General features: G+C 68.6%; 13 protein-coding genes and 4 pseudogenes. 5 read left to right on the top strand and 12 right to left on the bottom strand.

The genetic code is table 11. The features are described 5' to 3' along the window. Positions 1-25: 25 nt before the first annotated feature. The 4 genes from OG611_RS26845 (at position 26) to OG611_RS26830 (ending at position 3,672) form a co-directional block, all read left to right on the top strand. On the top strand, positions 26-793 hold the full coding sequence (locus OG611_RS26845; protein ID WP_266424874.1) for a dienelactone hydrolase family protein: 768 nt from the start codon (positions 26-28) through the stop codon (positions 791-793). 391 nt (positions 794-1,184) lie between these two features. After that, on the top strand, positions 1,185-2,066 hold the full coding sequence (locus OG611_RS26840; protein ID WP_266424872.1) for a tyrosine-type recombinase/integrase: 882 nt from the start codon (positions 1,185-1,187) through the stop codon (positions 2,064-2,066). A gap of 245 nt (positions 2,067-2,311) precedes the next feature. Further along, entirely contained in the window at positions 2,312-2,572 is a 261-nt protein-coding gene (locus OG611_RS26835) for a helicase associated domain-containing protein (protein WP_266424869.1), read from the top strand. Between the two features lie 56 nt (positions 2,573-2,628). Continuing rightward, positions 2,629-3,672, top strand: coding sequence for a hypothetical protein (locus tag OG611_RS26830; protein ID WP_266424866.1), 1,044 nt, complete (start codon positions 2,629-2,631; stop codon positions 3,670-3,672). A gap of 985 nt (positions 3,673-4,657) precedes the next feature. On the opposite strand, the pseudogene OG611_RS26825 reads toward OG611_RS26830, so the two are convergent. Then, a pseudogene (locus tag OG611_RS26825) lies at positions 4,658-4,822 on the bottom strand (IS3 family transposase); the annotation flags it as partial. Continuing rightward, entirely contained in the window at positions 4,791-5,141 is a 351-nt protein-coding gene (locus OG611_RS26820) for a hypothetical protein (RefSeq protein ID WP_266426327.1), read from the bottom strand. The pseudogene OG611_RS26825 and the gene OG611_RS26820, both read right to left, overlap by 32 nt. Here OG611_RS26820 and OG611_RS26815 point away from each other — a divergent pair. Next, on the top strand, positions 5,131-6,036 hold the full coding sequence (locus tag OG611_RS26815) for a helix-turn-helix domain-containing protein (RefSeq protein WP_266426258.1): 906 nt from the start codon (positions 5,131-5,133) through the stop codon (positions 6,034-6,036). The genes OG611_RS26820 and OG611_RS26815 overlap by 11 nt on opposite strands. A 952-nt stretch (positions 6,037-6,988) precedes the next feature. On the opposite strand, the pseudogene OG611_RS26810 reads toward OG611_RS26815, so the two are convergent. From OG611_RS26810 to OG611_RS26770, 10 genes and pseudogenes are all read right to left on the bottom strand, one after another. Beyond that, positions 6,989-7,312: pseudogene (locus OG611_RS26810) on the bottom strand (transposase); the annotation flags it as partial. 184 nt (positions 7,313-7,496) lie between these two features. Continuing rightward, positions 7,497-7,613: pseudogene (locus tag OG611_RS40925) on the bottom strand (IS5/IS1182 family transposase); the annotation flags it as partial. Between the two features lie 39 nt (positions 7,614-7,652). Next, complete coding sequence (locus tag OG611_RS26805) at positions 7,653-7,892, bottom strand: hypothetical protein (RefSeq protein WP_266424863.1); 240 nt, start codon at positions 7,890-7,892, stop codon at positions 7,653-7,655. A 128-nt stretch (positions 7,893-8,020) separates the two neighbouring features. Further along, entirely contained in the window at positions 8,021-9,685 is a 1,665-nt protein-coding gene (locus tag OG611_RS26800) for an ADP-ribosyltransferase domain-containing protein (RefSeq protein WP_266424860.1), read from the bottom strand. A gap of 124 nt (positions 9,686-9,809) precedes the next feature. Then, complete coding sequence (locus OG611_RS26795; RefSeq protein ID WP_266424857.1) at positions 9,810-10,478, bottom strand: macro domain-containing protein; 669 nt, start codon at positions 10,476-10,478, stop codon at positions 9,810-9,812. Between the two features lie 1,146 nt (positions 10,479-11,624). After that, positions 11,625-11,753 (bottom strand): annotated as a pseudogene (locus tag OG611_RS26790) (SAM-dependent methyltransferase); the annotation flags it as partial. Between the two features lie 165 nt (positions 11,754-11,918). Beyond that, positions 11,919-12,725, bottom strand: coding sequence for a hypothetical protein (locus tag OG611_RS26785; protein WP_266424855.1), 807 nt, complete (start codon positions 12,723-12,725; stop codon positions 11,919-11,921). A gap of 15 nt (positions 12,726-12,740) precedes the next feature. Continuing rightward, positions 12,741-13,685, bottom strand: coding sequence for a carbohydrate ABC transporter permease (locus tag OG611_RS26780; protein ID WP_266424853.1), 945 nt, complete (start codon positions 13,683-13,685; stop codon positions 12,741-12,743). After that, a complete protein-coding gene (locus tag OG611_RS26775) occupies positions 13,675-14,655 on the bottom strand; it encodes a carbohydrate ABC transporter permease (protein WP_266424850.1) in 981 nt (326 codons plus the stop codon). The genes OG611_RS26780 and OG611_RS26775 overlap by 11 nt, the downstream gene beginning before the upstream one ends. Next, a complete protein-coding gene (locus tag OG611_RS26770) occupies positions 14,652-15,914 on the bottom strand; it encodes a sugar ABC transporter substrate-binding protein (RefSeq protein ID WP_266424848.1) in 1,263 nt (420 codons plus the stop codon). Before OG611_RS26770 ends, OG611_RS26775 begins: the two co-directional genes overlap by 4 nt. Positions 15,915-15,919 lie beyond the last annotated feature (5 nt).

Below are 15,919 nucleotides of genomic sequence, written 5' to 3'. Positions count from 1 at the left end.
TCGACGATCACTACAGTCCAGTCTCATGACGACGATTACGACGCGTACAGTCGAGTATCCGGCCGACAGTTTGACGATGATCGGGCACCTCGCACTCCCGGCCGGTGTCGACCGCCGGCCCGCGGTGCTGCTCGGACCAGAGGGCATGGGGCTCAGCGATGTCGAGCGCCGCCGGGCCGATGCTCTCGCCGAGCTGGGATATGTAGCGCTGGCCTTCGACCTTCACGGCGGGCGCTATTTGGGCGACCCCGAGGAGATGCTGGCCCGTTGCATGCCGCTGCTCGCCGACCCCGACCGGATGCGGGGCATCGGCCACGCGGCGCTCGACGTGTTGCGCGCCGAACCGCGGACCGACCCCGACCGGATCGCCGCCATCGGCTACGGCACCGGCGGCGCCATCGGGCTGGAACTCGGGCGCGACGGCGTCAACCTACGCGCGATCGGCACAGTCAACGCACTGACCACGGGCCGACCGGGCGAGACGGCGCGCATCCGCTGCCCGGTGTGGGCCGGGGTCGGGTCGGAAGACCCGATCATGCCGCCCGCGCAACGGAACGCGTTCACCGCCGAGATGCAGGCCGCGGGCGTCGACTGGCGCCTCGCGGTCTACGGCGGCGCCTTGCACGCCTTCCACCACCCGCCGGTCGGCCACCCCGTGGTCCCCGGCGTCGGCTACCACCCACGGCACGCGCAGCGAGCCTGGCGCGACATCGTCGACCTGCTCGCCGAGTGCCTGCCCGTGACGGAGGATCTGGGGCATGACCCAGGTAAGCATGCTGGCGCCGGGCACTGACAGTCCCCTCCCCTCAAGTCCGCACAGCAGAACCGCATTCGGGCGGATGCTCGATCGCGGAAACGCGTTCGCAACTGCCGCAGTAAATGCCGGATTTGCTGCGGCGGAGCCCTTACCGCGATCACCGCGACCTGCGGTGGGGCATCCCGGCCGCCGGGGCGAGGTGTACGCATTTACTGCGGCAGAGCCGGAGGGGCGGGACAGGTATGACGATCGAACCAGTGACCGAACTCGGGAGCGGGGGCGCGCTGCGTGTGCCGCGCGCCCGGGTGGTGCCCCTGTCCGCCCGCCCGCGTCGTACACCGCGGCGGTCGAGCGGTACCTCACCGGCGCGGGCATCGCGAAGTCCTCCGCACGGATCTACCGGATCTCGCTCACGACATGGAGGTGGATGCTCGCCGGCGAACCCGCGCCGACCGGACCCGCCCGCCGGGGCGCGAAGCCGCCCGTCTTCCCCGTCGCCGCGATCGACGACCCGGCACTACCGGAGGTCTTGGCCGAGCTGGCGGCGGCGCGGGCGGACGAGATGGACGCCGACACCGTTAACCGGGAGCTGTCCATCGCGCGCAAGGCGATCGGCTGGTGGCAGCGCCAGGGCTGGATCGAAGGCGATCCCACGATCGGCATCGAGCGGCGGCCGGCACCGCCGGACCGCACCAAGACTCTCGCTGAGAACCAGATCGCCGCCCTGTGGCGCCTCGACGTCGCGCTGCGGGAGAAGACGCAGTGGAAGATGCTCTACGAGTCCGCCGCACGGGCCGACGAGGTGCTGTGCCTCAACGTGGAAGACCTCTACCCGCAGGACAAGCGAGGGAAGATCACTGCCAAGGGCGGGGCGACCGAGTGGATTCACTGGCAGTCCGGCACCGCCCAGCTACTGCCCCGGCTCATCGCCCGCCGTACGCGCGGCCCGCTGTTCCTCACAGACCGCAAGGCCCCGGCCGGAACACCGACGCTCGACGTGTGCCCGGAGACCGGCCGGGCCCGGCTCTCCTACCGCCGCGCTGAGGAGATCTTCGAGGAGAACACCCGGCTGCTGGCCAACCCCCTCGCCTCACCCGATGACATCGAGGACCTGGACGGCTGGACGCTTCACCGGCTCCGGCACAGTGCCCTGACGCACGACGCGGAGGACGGCACCTCCGCCCCGATGCTGCTGGCCCGCTCCCGCCACGCCTCCGTCCGATCCCTGGAGCGGTATGCCCGCCCCAGCGTCGACTCGGTCGCCCGGCACGTCGCCGAACGCGACCCCGCTGCACGCCGCCGCACGTAAGCGGATCAGGGCTTCAAGGCCCGGAATGGGACACCGGGTGGCAGCGGTGCTACCGCCTCGTCCAGAACCACGTCCAGGCCGGCGGAACCCTCCCGGAGGCCGCGGGCGACGTCGTCGTCCAGGGCGAAGACCTCGGACGCTGGGTCACGGCACAGCGGTACGGGTGGGAACAGCTCCTGCCCGTACAGCAGTGGATCCTGGAGAACACCCTCGGGCTCCAGGTGGCCGGGGAAGACGAGCGGCCGGTGAAACGGACGCAGGATACGAAGTGGGCGGCCAATCTGGCAGCAGCGCGGCAGTTCCACGCCCGTGAGGGACACCTGCGAGTGCCCCGGAAGCACGTTGAACAGCTGGACGGGGAGGCGGTCCCGACAGGCCCTCAGGACAGTGCTGACGGCGGCGTGGTGGTCAAGCTCGGCATGTGGCTCGACAACGTCCGCAAGCGGGCCGGGAAGCTCGCCGAGCAGCGCCGGGCGGATCTGGATGCGCTCGGGATGCGCTGGTAGTCGGCTGGCGACCAAGTCGATGTTCACGAATTCGGGAGGTACCCGCCGCTGACCCGATGGGTACCTGTACCGGTGTGCCCAGACTCCAGTGGCCGAGCATCGTGGAACGCGCCGCCGACATCGTCATCAGCTACGACCAGGTCGGCGGCTGCACCCTCCGACAGGTCTACTACCGGCTCGTCTCGGAGGGGATGATCCCGCACACTGCGCCGACGTCCCGGCGTTTGTCCTCCCGTCTCGCCCAAGCCCGCCGGGAAGAGCGGTTCCCCGACCTCATCGACCCCTTGCGCGAGGTCCATGTCTCTCCGGCCTGGCCGGACGCCGACGCCTTCCTCCGGGCCGCGCCGGACTGGTTTGCCCTGGACCGGACCGCAGGCCAGAGGTCGGCCCTGTACGTGGCCTGCGAGAAGGACACCCTGCGGGCTCAGCTGACTGGCTGGCTGAAGCGTACGGGCGTCCCCGTGCTTGTCGTCCGGGGCTTCGGCAGCCAGAGCTACGTACAGGTGGTACGCGAGCGCACGGCCCACGACCCGCGTCCGGCCGTGCTGCTCTACGTCGGCGACTTCGACGCCTCGGGCGCCGACATTGAACGGGATGGGGTGGCCCGCACGGACTGCTGGAGCCACGTGGAACGCGTCCTGCTCACCCACGACCAGGTCCGCGACTACGAGCTGCCCGCGGCTGCGGGGAAGGCCGGCGACCCGCGTTGGGCAGGGTTCGCCAGCCGATACGGGCTCGACCCCGGTCAGCCGGTGCAGTGGGAGGTCGAGGCTCTCGACCCGACCGAGCTTCAGCGCCTGGTCCTCGCCGCCGTCGCCCCGTACATCGACCAACCCGTCCTCGCCGACCGGATCACGGAGGAAGAACGACAGCGGAGACAGCTCAGGGCCTTCGCCGAGGGGTGGCCCCGGAACCACCCGCGCGGCCGTGAGCGACTCCCGAAGCCGTCGACAAACTCCCGTTCTCGCGACAAAGCCAACCGCGTCGCGGTGAACACCGAGGCACCGGCGCGCGCGGCCCCGCCGACGCGCGAGAGGACTGGCCGGCCGCCGATCCCCGAGGCGCTCCCGCCCTCCCCACACCCTTTTCTCTTTCGGTAGGCGGGCGGCAGGAGGCGCAGGGATGTCCCTGGAGCTGCCGCAGGGGATCGGTCGAGCGTGACGTAGAGCCGTCATACGTTCCGGCAGAGGCTGATCTCGTGCCGGCTGGACGCAGACCGGGCAGGTCAGCAGCCGGATCATGCCGGTGTCCCCGATCCATTCCGCCTCGGCGAGCATCAGCCCGAGGCGCCAGATCCGGTCGGCGACCTGCCGGTCCCGGTACGCCCGGGCCCGACAGACGTCGTCGCAGTACCGTCGACGGGCCGACGCCCCCTCGGGCAGCCGGGCCCCGCAGGAATCGCAGAAACGTATGCGGGCCATACCTCCAGGGTCGCGCGCGGTGGTGCCGGGTGCGTCCGGCCAAAGTCGCCGCGCTGCACGGATCCGGCTCGAAGGCAGCTTGATCAATCTGGGAGTGGCGATCAGCACCTTCGCCCTCGGCCCGCCTGCTTCAGGTCCCCGGCCCTGGCCTGGCCGGAGGGGCAGAAACAGGTGCTTCGGAATCGGTACGGCCACCGGTCCCGAGAGTCCGCCGCGGAGACGGAGGCGCCGCCGGACTGGAACCGAGCACGCCTCGGGCCCGCAGTTCGTCGAGGTCGGACAGACGCTCTCCGGGAAGAGCGTCGAACAGGTCGGCCTGGGCGGCGCGGATGCTGTGCGCGGGAGCCCGGGGACCGGCGCCAAGAGCGCGGCGGACAGTCACACGGTCATCGTACGAGCAGCGCATCACCGGCCACCCCGGCCGCCGGGGTTCACGTGCAGCGGAGTGCCGGCGCGGCGGCCGGGATCGTGGTCCAGGAGCAGCGTGCCGGCCCTGGTCCGCGAAGGTTCACCGGGTCCGGACGGTCAGGGTGAGCTCCGAGTTGGGATGGTCTGGTCAGCGGTGTGGGCAGCCTGTCGTGCCCCCGGCTCTGCGACGATTGCTGAGTGAGCAAGCAAGAGTGGGACACATGGGACTGCTGCACGGATAGGTGACAGTGGGGTTTCATGCCGCGAGGGCTGCGGCGGGTTTCATAGTGGTCTCGAACTCGATGGGGGTCAATCGGCCCAGCCGTAGTTGCCGACGGCGCCGGTGGTAGGTCCGTTCGACCCACGTCACGATCGCGGTGCGGAGGGCTTCACGGGTGGCCCAGGTGCGGCGGTCGAGGACGCGTCCGTATCCCCGGATCCCCGCATTCCGCCAGGGCCGACAGGAACGGGCCGCAGCCGATCGAACGCTCGCCACGCCACGGTTCCAGCGACAAGGTGCACAGCTTCTCGGCCTGAGAGGTTGCAAGACTGACCGGCGAGCCGCTCGCTTGTCGGCATTCGGGCAGCCGAAGATTGAGGCCTGTCATGTTCAGGATCAGGGGGCGAGAGATGGCGGGCACATGGGCGGCGAGCGTCTCAACGAACAGCGTCAGCGCGCGCGGCGGCTTCGAATGGTGGTCGTCGATGGTCGCCGAAGCGGTCATTCCCGTGTCGATCACGTGCGAACGCGTCGACTCCTTCGTGGGAGAGGCGGCCTCGCTGCAGCTGCCCCGGACCCAGGTGTCAGCATTCCGCTTCTCCCCGATGTCAGCCCGCCGCACCCCGATCCACATCCGGCGGGCGGATCCCGAGTCCTACTTCCTCTTCCTGGTCCACGGCGGCCCGGTCGGGCTGGAGCAACGACGCAACAACATCCTGCTCAGGGCGGGCGACCTGGCCCTGTTCGACACCTCCGTCCCTCTGGCTTGTGAGTTCCGGGACGGCAGACAGCCCCCTCAGCTCACCATGATCCGGCTGCCCAGAACCGCGATCCCGCTCCCCCTCGGTCGGACGGACGAACTGGTCGCCACACTTCTCCCCGCCCGGACCGGGTCGGGAGCGCTCCTCACGTCCTATCTCACCGGGCTGCGCGACCAGGCCGCGCACTGCGACGAGGCGGAACTGCTCCGCCTGGGGAGCGTGGGATTCGACCTGGCCACCGCGTTTCTGGCCACGCGGCTCGATGCCGCATCGGGGCTACCCGCAGACACCCGCCGCCAAGTCCTGCTGGCCCGCATCCACGCCTTCATCGACCACAACCTCAGCAATCCCCAACTCACGCCGGCGCATATCGCAGCACACCATCACATTTCCGTCCGCGCCCTGCACCAACTGTTCCGTACGGAGTCGAGTACCGTCGCGGCCACAATCCGCCGGCGGCGCCTGGAGCGCTGCCAGGCCGACCTCACCGACCCCCGGCAACGCAACCAGTCGATCAGTGCGCTGGCAGCGCGGTGGGGCTTCCTGGTGCCGGCCGAGTTCAGCAGAGCATTTCGGGCAGCCCATGGCATGACTCCCACGGAATTCCGCCACGAGGCCACACGGCAGGCCCGGACTGCGCCAGGACACAAGTGACGCTGCGCTGATTCCCAATTGCCCGCGCGCCTCCCGTGTCACGGTGAGATCGCACGGTTCAGCCCATGGCATGGGCATGCCTGTCCCGTGCATTGCGCGGTGCTCCCGCGCGAATTCCTGCTCCCATGGAGGGAAAATGAAACGCTATTCGGTACCAGCGGCTGGACTGCTGCTCGTCCTGGTCGGAGCCTCCGCTGCCGTAGCCGCACCGGCGAGTGCCACGCCCGTCCAGTCCGCGGCCTCGGCAACTACGGCGCAGCCGCGACAGGTGCCTGACGGGCCGGTAGTGGTGACTCAGGGCGGCAACGGAGCGCCTTCGATCAAGCACTCGAACTACTGCAACAACTTCGTCAACTACGGCACGTCGTGGAGAGCGGACTGCAACGTCGACTACGGAAGTTCCGGATCGTGGACCCAGTGCTCGGACGGTACCGAAATCTGGGGTCCGCTGGTCGGCCCGGGCTACTGGGTCTTCAGCGGTGACTGCTCCGGTCACGGCAGCGTGCGGGACTGGGGGGTTTACGACGGTTAGCGATCCCGCGTGTGAACTCCTCCCGTTCCTGCCCGTCACGGCTGCACCGTAGGAATCGCGGCAGGCCTGGGCAACTGCGGCGAACGCAGCGGACCCTTGTCGATATCGGCGTAGCCGAAGATCTCGCGGCGCCTGCCGATCAGCCGGAGTCTTCTTCACGGCCGGTCGAGGAAGTGCACCGAGAGCCGACCTCCGACGAAGGCGCCGGCGACCGGAATGCGGCGGTGCCCTCAGCCACGCGTGGCTGAGGGCACCGCCGGCCGAGCTCGGAGTGGAGTCGGCGTCCGGGCGGCCGACCGCCCCGTACCGCCCGGCCGCCCGACCTCGCAGGTCCGGGGCCGCCCGCTCTCCGGCCACGCATTCAACAAGTCCCACACCGCCGGCTACGGCCTCGTCCCGTACTAGGCACTGTTTCTCCGATCATGTGCGGAGCCAGATGGTGAGGGCTGCGAGTGTGACGGTGCCGAGGTAGATGTAGGCGCGTTTCTCGTAGCGGGTCGCGACGGCGCGGAAGCCCTTGAGGCGGTTGATGGTGCGCTCGACGGTGTTGCGCTTCTTGTAGCGCTCGCCGTCGAACCCGGTGGGCCGCCCGCCTCGGGAACCACGGTTCTTTCGATGTCTCTGCTGGTCGAGACGTTCGGGGATGGTGTGCCTGATTCCGCGTCGTCGCAGGTAGCGGCGGTTCGTCCGGGACGTGTAGGCCTTGTCCGCCAAGACATGGTCGGGCCGGGTGCGAGGCCGGCCAACTCCGGTCCGGGGCACCGAAACGTGCTCCAGTACCCGCTCGAGCAAGCCCATCGGGCGCCGGACCTGTCGCTCGATCGAAGATCGCTGCAGCACGCGCGCCACCCGGCGTGCCGAGCGCTGACGCGGGGTGAGCCGGGCGTAGTCGTCGGCGGCCGCGACGTTGGCCGCGGTGCAGCTGGTCGAAGACGCTGGCCTGCTGGCATTGTTTCAGGCGACGCCAGCAGGCCGCCCCAGAGCCGAACCCATGCCCCCGCGGCAGGAGTTGCCAGGCTATGTCGTTACAAAGGACGTAGAAGATGCCTTGCAGTCAGAGCCCGCGGTACTCATGCTCTGGCGCTCACCCTTCACTGCGCAGCAGTTCATTGAGTGGCTGGTGGATCCGGGCACGGTTGTAGCCGGCGGACCACGCCTCCATGTCGTCAGTGCCGGCCGGAGGGTGAGCCACAGCGGTGACCATCCCGAGGACGTCCAGCGAGTCGCGGTCGGGGTGCTTCCGGCCTACGTGATCACATGCCTCCTCGATCGCCTCCACCGCCGACTGGTCCAGCAGGAGGAGGTCGCCTAACGCGCCGCACACCGCACGTACATCACGTCGACGGACTCCTGCGGCGGCCCGGGGCTCAGATCCGGGTACGGCTCTTCCAGTCCTCTTCCACGGCACGGCTCAGGCCGCCACGGGGCGCTCGTCTGCCCGGCCCAGGGACGTCACGACACCAGGCCGACCCCCTCCAGCTCGGTCAGCCGCACGGTGCACAGACCCCCACGCTCGGCCTTCACCTCCGTCACCTTCAGCTGCGTCCCCGGCGCGAGGATGTACTCCTCCTCACCCGTGAACGCGGAGAACCGCCGGATCCCCACCGCCCGCGCGGGCGTCACCTCGAACAGCGTCCGCCGGCCACGCCCGCCGAGGAACGCACGGGCCACACCCAGCTCGGACGTGCACGACGACACGCCCCACCACGTCACCGTCCGACCCAGCGGGTACTGGGACCGCAGATCCAGCACCACACCACGCCACAGCGGCTGCGTCTGTGCCGGCAACGCCTCCATCGCCGAGAACAGCAACCGCAGGTACGGCAGGTACGGCACCACGCGCTCACGGTCCGACGAGCGCAGCACGGCGTTGATCTCGCGGTAGAAGCCCGACTCGCACGTGTACAGGTAGAGGGCCGAGATCGCGTCGGCCGACAAGGCGCCCGCGGCCTTCCCGGACAGCGCGTCCGTGGGCGCCGCCTCGGCGGCCTTCGCCTCCCCGAAACGACTCGACAGATCGATATGCCGATCCAGGTTCGCGAGCACCCGCGAGACCGGCTCGACGGCCTTCCGGAAGTCCATCAGCGGCGTGTTGAACACGCCGGTGACGGGCGGCAGGACGAGGCCCTCGTCCTTGACGCTGGTGAGCCGCTCCAGATACAGCTGGTGCAACTCCATCGTGGACGCGATGAACGCGCCCATCCGCTGCGCGACACCACCGTCCTCCGGCCCGTCGGCCCCGCCCGTCCCCTGGTCCCAGCCCTTCCGCGGCAGCCAGTCGACCGGCTCGGCCCCCACCATCGCCAGAGCGTCGTTCACCTGGGCGAAGTGGTCGCCCTCGCAGAACAGATCCCCCTGCGCGGCCGGATTGGCGTGGTCCAGGTGACGGACCTGCACCCCCGGGTACTTCTTCTCCAGCCGCTGGACGACCCTCTTCAGACTCCGGGCGTGTGCGCCCCACCAGGCGAACACCACTCCCCGGTCGTCCTCCTGCACCGTGTCCTGCTTCGCCCGGAGGATCTCCTCGACGATCCGCTCGGCCACGGGGCGCCAGAACGACGTGTGCCGATCGGTCGCCATCGCCCCGTCCGCGCTCGCCGTGAGGGACGCGTTCAGCAGCAGCACACCCTGGGTGAGCATCGCCTGGAACCACTCGGGCGGCTGGACCGTGTCCTCCTTCTTCAGCAGGGAGCGGACATCGGCGATCGGGGTCTTCTTGACGATGCCGTACTTCCACATCGCGGCCGCCTTGATGAGGCAGCGGATGCTGACGACCCGGCCGAACTGACTGTCCTTCCAGTCGTTGAAGGTGTTGTCGAACATCGCGATGCCGGTCGCGCTCTCCGCCCGCGGATAGGGGTTCTGTCCGAAGACGACCACCTTCCACTTCTCCGGCGGATGCGGCTTCAACGCCTGGAACGTCAGCTCGCGCACCGGAACGACTTCCGGGCTGCGCTTCAGGCCGATGAAGTCGGCGGCTCCTGGCTGCGCCTCGATCACCGGTCCGAGCAGCGGCAGCCACGGCTCGCAGCCATCGGTGAACAGGCCGGCCAGTCCCAGCGGATCCCCGGCCGGGGATCCGGCATCGCCCGCGGCCGTCACGTCGACATCACTCACGAGGGTGGAACTCCCAATACTCGAACCGGACGCCTCCACGAGCGCCCCGGCATGCTGAACAGGTGCGGCAGGGTCGTCGCCGGTGTCCGCGCCCTGGGCGGTACCGGCCTGCGAGGTCTTCGGGTCAGTGACGAAAGGAAGGCCGCTGCGGCACGTTGATCCGGACCCGCCGTGCGGACCCCGCTCCCTCGATCTCGTCGAGCTGCCCCAGTACGGCGGCCCGCAACTCGTCGTAGTCCGCGAAACCGTGGTCGTGGAAGAGGGTGTAGCCCGTCCACATCAGGTTGGCGCACACCTTCGCGGGCACCTGCCCGGTCTGCGCGCCCATCCCGACGAGGGCCACCGACCGGATACTGCCCGGCTTCGCCCGGTTCTGCAGATGCACCGCCTGGAAGGCGGCCGCGCAGGCCAGGGCCACGTTCATCGTGTCGCTGACGTTCTGCGACGACTGGCGCATGGTGGGCGTCGAGATCAGGTACCGAGGTACGTCCGCCCCGGACGGGACGCACACCGCGCTGCCCACCGGCAGCCGTCCGCCGAACCGGTCGCGGATCGCCCGCTGCACTCGCACCTGGATGCCCACACCGAGGTACCGCTTGACGACGGCGTCGACCCCACCGTCCATCCGGCCACGCTCGTTGGTGGGAGAGACCCAGGCGTCGGCATTTACATCGAGAAGGGATCCTCGCCTGATCTCGACCTCCGGCGTGTCCGCGAACGCGGACCGCCAGGCCGTCACCACCTCGTCGTTGACGTCGACCAGGACGACGCTCAACGCATGCCTGACACCCACGAATTCACCCCTCTCACCCCGTGATCTCGAACAGTCCCGAAGCTACCGTGCGCCACTGACAGCGCCGTTCGACAGGGTTGTTCGAGCAGGGCATCAGGAGAAGCCAGCCAAGGGGCGCTCCGACACTGTTGTGAAGTACGGGAGGCGCTCGATGTGTACGCAGGTCTGGCACAGTGCGCGGCCTGTGTCGCCCCACGGGGTGCAGGGCTGGTCAGGGCGGGCCCCGCATTCGCCTCATGCCCGTCTGCGGTCGTGCGGTAGGCGAGTTGTGCGGTGCTCGCGGAGGTCGGCTCGGACTCGCTGACGAGGTAGAGGTCGAAGACGCCCCGGCGGCCGGCCGTCTCGGCCTTCGACCGCGGCGCGGGCCGGTCCGCCCGAGCCCTCGTGATCGCAGCGGGAGACCATCTACTGACACCGGGTCATGCGTGCTGGTCGTAGCCCCGCAGTGACAGGTGAGGTCACCGCCAGCCCGGGGCTGCCCGCGGCCTCAGCCTCATCGCAGCTGCGCCCGGGGCCGGGCCGAGCACGGATGCAGCAGCTCACCGGGCGGTGAACCACCGCGGCTCGTACGGTCGGTCATGAGTGCCCCGACAGGACGGTGCTCCTGGGATGGCCTCGCGGTCACTTCGCACGTTCCGCAGGGCCACCCCATCCGTCAGGTCAAAACATCCAGACGTGACCGCCGGCCACCCAGCGACGGCACCCGCCAGCAGGGCGAGGCCCGTCCACGGGACCTTGTTCACACTGACGTGAAACCCGCGGGCCCTGAACTCCATGTCGGGCCGCGGCTCTCCCTTCCTCTTCCTGGACTCGTGGGCTGTCGTGCGCTCGCTCATGGAACTCCTCCTTGTCCATGCCGCATGAGTGTCGTGCGGCGTGTGACGCCACTTTGGAACAGAGGAGGTTTAGCAGCGCGAATCAGCTCTGACCTGCAGTTTTTCCAGATCGCGCAGGCGCCTGTCTCAGGGGAGGGTTAGCGGCGCAATACCCGGATGACTGGTCGGGCGGGCACGGAGCGTGACACGTCCTCAGGTACCGGGACCTGTTCCTGGCCGACGTGGTCAACGGGGCGACGTCTTGTTGCGACGCTGCGTCGCACGCGCGACGCCGCCCCGGGCCATAGCGAATCGGGGCGCGGTCGATCGTTTGGTCATGCTGTCGGCGATGGACATAGACCTTCATCGGATGCCCGCCATAGCCCTCAGTCTTCAACTGCGACTCATCGCCGACACGGAAGCTGAGCAGCAACGACCCACCGTGCCGAAGCACTCGACGCGCAGCTCCGCCCCTCGCGGCGCTACGTGACCTCGTGGAGATAGCTTGGCGTTTACTGACTTCTAGGACTTCAACACCGTTGCGTTAGGGCGTGTTTCAGAAGTGGATCAAGGTCGAGCGGTGATCACGTGCTGGTCACCTGACCCGTCGTGCTGGCCTGCCCGCTCACCTCCGCCGCCGGACGAAACCTGCCATCAGCACGGCCAGGACCACGCCGAACGCGACGACGATCGGCCAGACACTCCCGGTGAGCCAGTACGCACCGATGCTGCAGACCACGACGAGAACGCCCCACACCCAGCCCACAGCGGTGGAGCGCTCGGCACTCTGGCTGGATGACCGCCTGACCGCAGTGGCGGCGTAGCGTTCCCGCAGCGCGACGCTCGGCCATCCGTCGCCAGCACCTGACAGTAGCCAGACCGGATCCGTGTGCTGCCACCGCTGAAAATCCGAGATCAGGCTGTCCACTCGCCCGCCGGCCGCTGTGGCGTGACCGACGTCGAGGCGGTCCACGTCGGCCAGGGTCTCTTCGAACAGCAGGCGTATGCCGCCTTCACCGCCATCGGCCAACGCCTCGGTCCGCAGCAGCACATAGGGGCCGAACCGGGCGTCGATGAGTGCGACGAACTCATCGTAGAGGGACGAGAACTGCGCGCCGAGCCGACTGGTCAGTCCCTGCCGCCGGGCGTGCAGTCGCGACAGCGCCGTCCGCTGGTCGACCACCAGGTACGGGTAGGTGGCCTCGCCCCACTGGCTCAGCAACTCCGCGCGCTCATCGGTACCGGCGTCCTCGGTGTCGGCGATCCTCGCCTCCACGAGGTCTCCGGGGCTGAACATCGCCCACCACAGCAGCGGCGGCCAGTTCTTGGCCTCCAGTTCCATCGCCCCGTCGAAGAAGTCGGCCCATTCACCCGCCGACCCGTCCGGCGTACGGGGCTGCCGGGCGCTGTCCAGATAGAGGCGCAAACTCATTTCGGTTCCCCACCTTCACTTGCGGATGCGCCTACCATGGGGGCACCGGTGGCCGCTGCAGCACCATCGCCCACCATCACGGCTCCCTCCCCTGTCCGGCGGCTGCCGACGGTCGCCAACCTGGCGTTCATTGAGGCCGGAGTGGGACAGGCCTTCGACGAAGTGGCGCTGGGCCAGGACGAAGACGATCAGCATCGGCACGACGGTCATGGTGGCAGCGGCGAGTTGAGTGTTCCACATCTGGCCGCCGTAGGCGTCGGTGAAGCGGGTCAGGGCCTGCGGCAACGTGAACAGCTCTGGTGACGTGAGGTACACCGTGGGTTCCAGGTAGAGGTTCCAGGAGGCTAGGAACGTCAGGATCGCCACCGCCGACAGGGCCGGTTTGGCCAGCGGCAGGCAGATCCGCCACCAGATCGCGGGCCGGCCGAGGCCGTCGAGGCGGGCAGCCTCCTCCAGCTCGACCGGGAGAGCGATGAAGAACTGCCGCATGATGAACGTGGCCAGCACACACGGTGCGGCCAGTGCGGTCACCAGGATCAGCGGCCAGTGCGTGTTGATCAGGCCAGCCGATTTGAACAGCTGGAACAGCGGCACGATCGTCACTTCGCTCGGCACCAGCATCCCGGTCAGCACCACCAGGAACAGCGCATTCGCCCCGGGAAACCGGATCCGGGCGAAGGCGTACCCGGCCAGACTGGACACCGACAGGGTGATCAGTGTGACCAGTGCGGCGATGTAGACACTGTTCAGATACTGCCGGGCAAAGGGCTGAAAGCTGAATGCCTCGGCGTATGCGGACAGTGTCGGCGAGTCGGCCCACAGCGATGGTGGGGCATCGAAGATTTCCGCCAGTGGTTTGACCGACGCGGCGACCATCCAGATCGTCGGCACCACGAACGGGATCGCCAGCACACCCAGAGCGATCACCAGCAGTACCGACCGGACCCTGTCAGTCCTCATAGAACACCCACTTACGACGCAGCTGCCATTGCAGCAAGGTGAGCAGCATGACGAAGGACAGCAGCATCAGGGCCAGCGTCGAGCCGTAGCCGATGTTGTTGAACTCGAAGGCCTGCTGGAACACGTAGTACACGAGGACCGTGGTGGACAGCTCCGGCCCGCCACCGGTCAGGACGGCGATCTGGGCGAAGGACTGCAACGCCCCGACCACCGTGACGATGACGGTCAGCAGCACCGTCGGTGAGATCATCGGCAACGTGATCCGGGCGAAGACCGTGCGGCTGTTCGCACCGTCGATCCGGGCGGCCTCGTACAACTCCTGCGGCACGCCCTGCAAGGCGGCCAGGAACAGCACCATGTTGACCCCGACGCTGCGCACCACCTGTGTGAGGATCACCGACACCATCGCGGTGTCGCCCTCCTGCAGCCAGTTCGGTCCGTCGATCCCGACCGTGCCCAGCAGGCCGTTGATGCCGCCGTTGTCCTGCAGCAGGAAGCCCCAGACCAGGGTCCAGGCGACCACGGAGACCACCACCGGGGAGAAGAACAGCATCCGGAACACCGTGACACCGCGGAACCTGCGGTTCAGCAAAACGGCGATCAGGAGCCCGAGCGTGATGTTGACGACCACCACCCCGCCGGAGAAGAGCACCGTTGCAAGCAGCACCTTGGGCAGTTGCGGATCGTCGGCCAGGACCGCGTAGTTCTCGCCGCCGACGAAGGTCTGCTTGCCGGTGAAGACGTTCCAGTCGTTCAGGCTGTACCAGATCGCCATGCCGACCGGCAGCAGGACGAACACCGCCACCCCGACGAGCTGCGGCAGGATGAACAGGTAGCCGGTCAGCACGTCCCGCCGGCGGGTCGTCCAGAAGGTCGGCCCGGATGCGCGTGCGGCCTTGGCGGCGGCCGGCGCAGCCGCCTGCCCGGCGGCCTGCGGGGTGGCCCGCTCAGCGGCCCGTGTCCTGGTCACTTGGCCAGAATCGGATCGATCGCGGCGCAGACCGAGCGCAGGACGGACGGGATGTCGGCATTCGGGCGCCACATCGCATCAAGCGCCGTCTTGCCCTTCTGGGCTATCTCCGCCGGGCTGGTGTGGTTGGGTAGCGTGACGGCGTCCGGCAGCCGGTCGACCACCGCGTCCTGCAGCTGGGCGGCGCTGAGGACCTTGTTGTTCGCGGCGAGCTTGTCCCCGGTCAGCAACGACTTCCGCGGCGGCGGGAAGTACTGGGCCAGCTTGGCGGCGTTCTCCGGATTGGTCAGGTACGCGAGGAAGTCCGCCGCCTGGTCCGGATGCTTGCTGGAGGCCAGTACGCCCACCCCGGCCTGGCCGAGGACGGAGTACTTGCCCTTGGGGCCCGCGGGCAGCGGGTAGAGCCCGAAGCCGAACGTGCCGGTCAGCAGCGAGGCGCGGGAGACCTGCGCGATAGTGAAGGCGGCATCGCCGGCGAAGAAGTCGGCGGTGGTGCCCGGGCCGGGCATTGCCTGGGTCTTGAACGCCGCGTCGTGCAGGAAGGTGAAGGCCTGCTGCATCTCGGAGCTGGCGAAGGTGCAGGTGTTGCCGTCCGGACTCCACGCTGACGCGCCCCAGCCGGTCCACACTGTGGCCAGCATGTTCCACGCCTTGTAGTCGAAGTCGCGGACGACGAAGCCGGCCTTGCCGGTCTTGGCGTGGACGGCCGCTCCGGCGGCTGCAACTTGATCCCAGGTCAGTGTGGCCGGATTGATCTTCTGTCCGGCTTTGGCGAGCAGGTCGGTGTTCACATAGAGGGCGTACGGCGAGTTGGAGAACGGGTAGGCGTACAGCGTGCCGTCGCGGCTGAACTCCGCTGTCACGCTGTCGAGCAGGTCGTCGTACTTCCAGCCCGGGGTGGACTTGAGCTCGTCGGTCAGACCGACGAGTGCGTCGGAGGCTATGAGATCCCGCGACAGGTCGCCCATCCAGGCGAGATCCGGGGCGTTGCCTCCGGCGATCTGCGTGGTGAGCGTCGTGTTGTAGTCGGCGAATGGCAGGCTTTCGAAGGTGATCTCCGCAACGTCGGGATGGTCGGCCCGGTAGGCGTCGCCGATGCTGTCGAGTAGCTTCAGCTGAGCTTCGTCCGAGGTCCAGACCGTCATCCGCAGCTCTGCTGCCTTGTCCGGGGTGTCGGCCGCCGGCCCGGCGCAGGCCGCGCTGAGCGCAAGGACCGTCGTCAAGGCGACAGCGCTCAGCGCCTTTCTGGTTCTGATCATGGTGG

It is taken from the genome of Streptomyces sp. NBC_01363 (assembly GCF_026340595.1).
Classification (GTDB): domain Bacteria; phylum Actinomycetota; class Actinomycetes; order Streptomycetales; family Streptomycetaceae; genus Streptomyces.
Note: the sequence above shows the minus strand (reverse complement) of the source record. Positions and strands in the feature narration are given on the sequence as shown.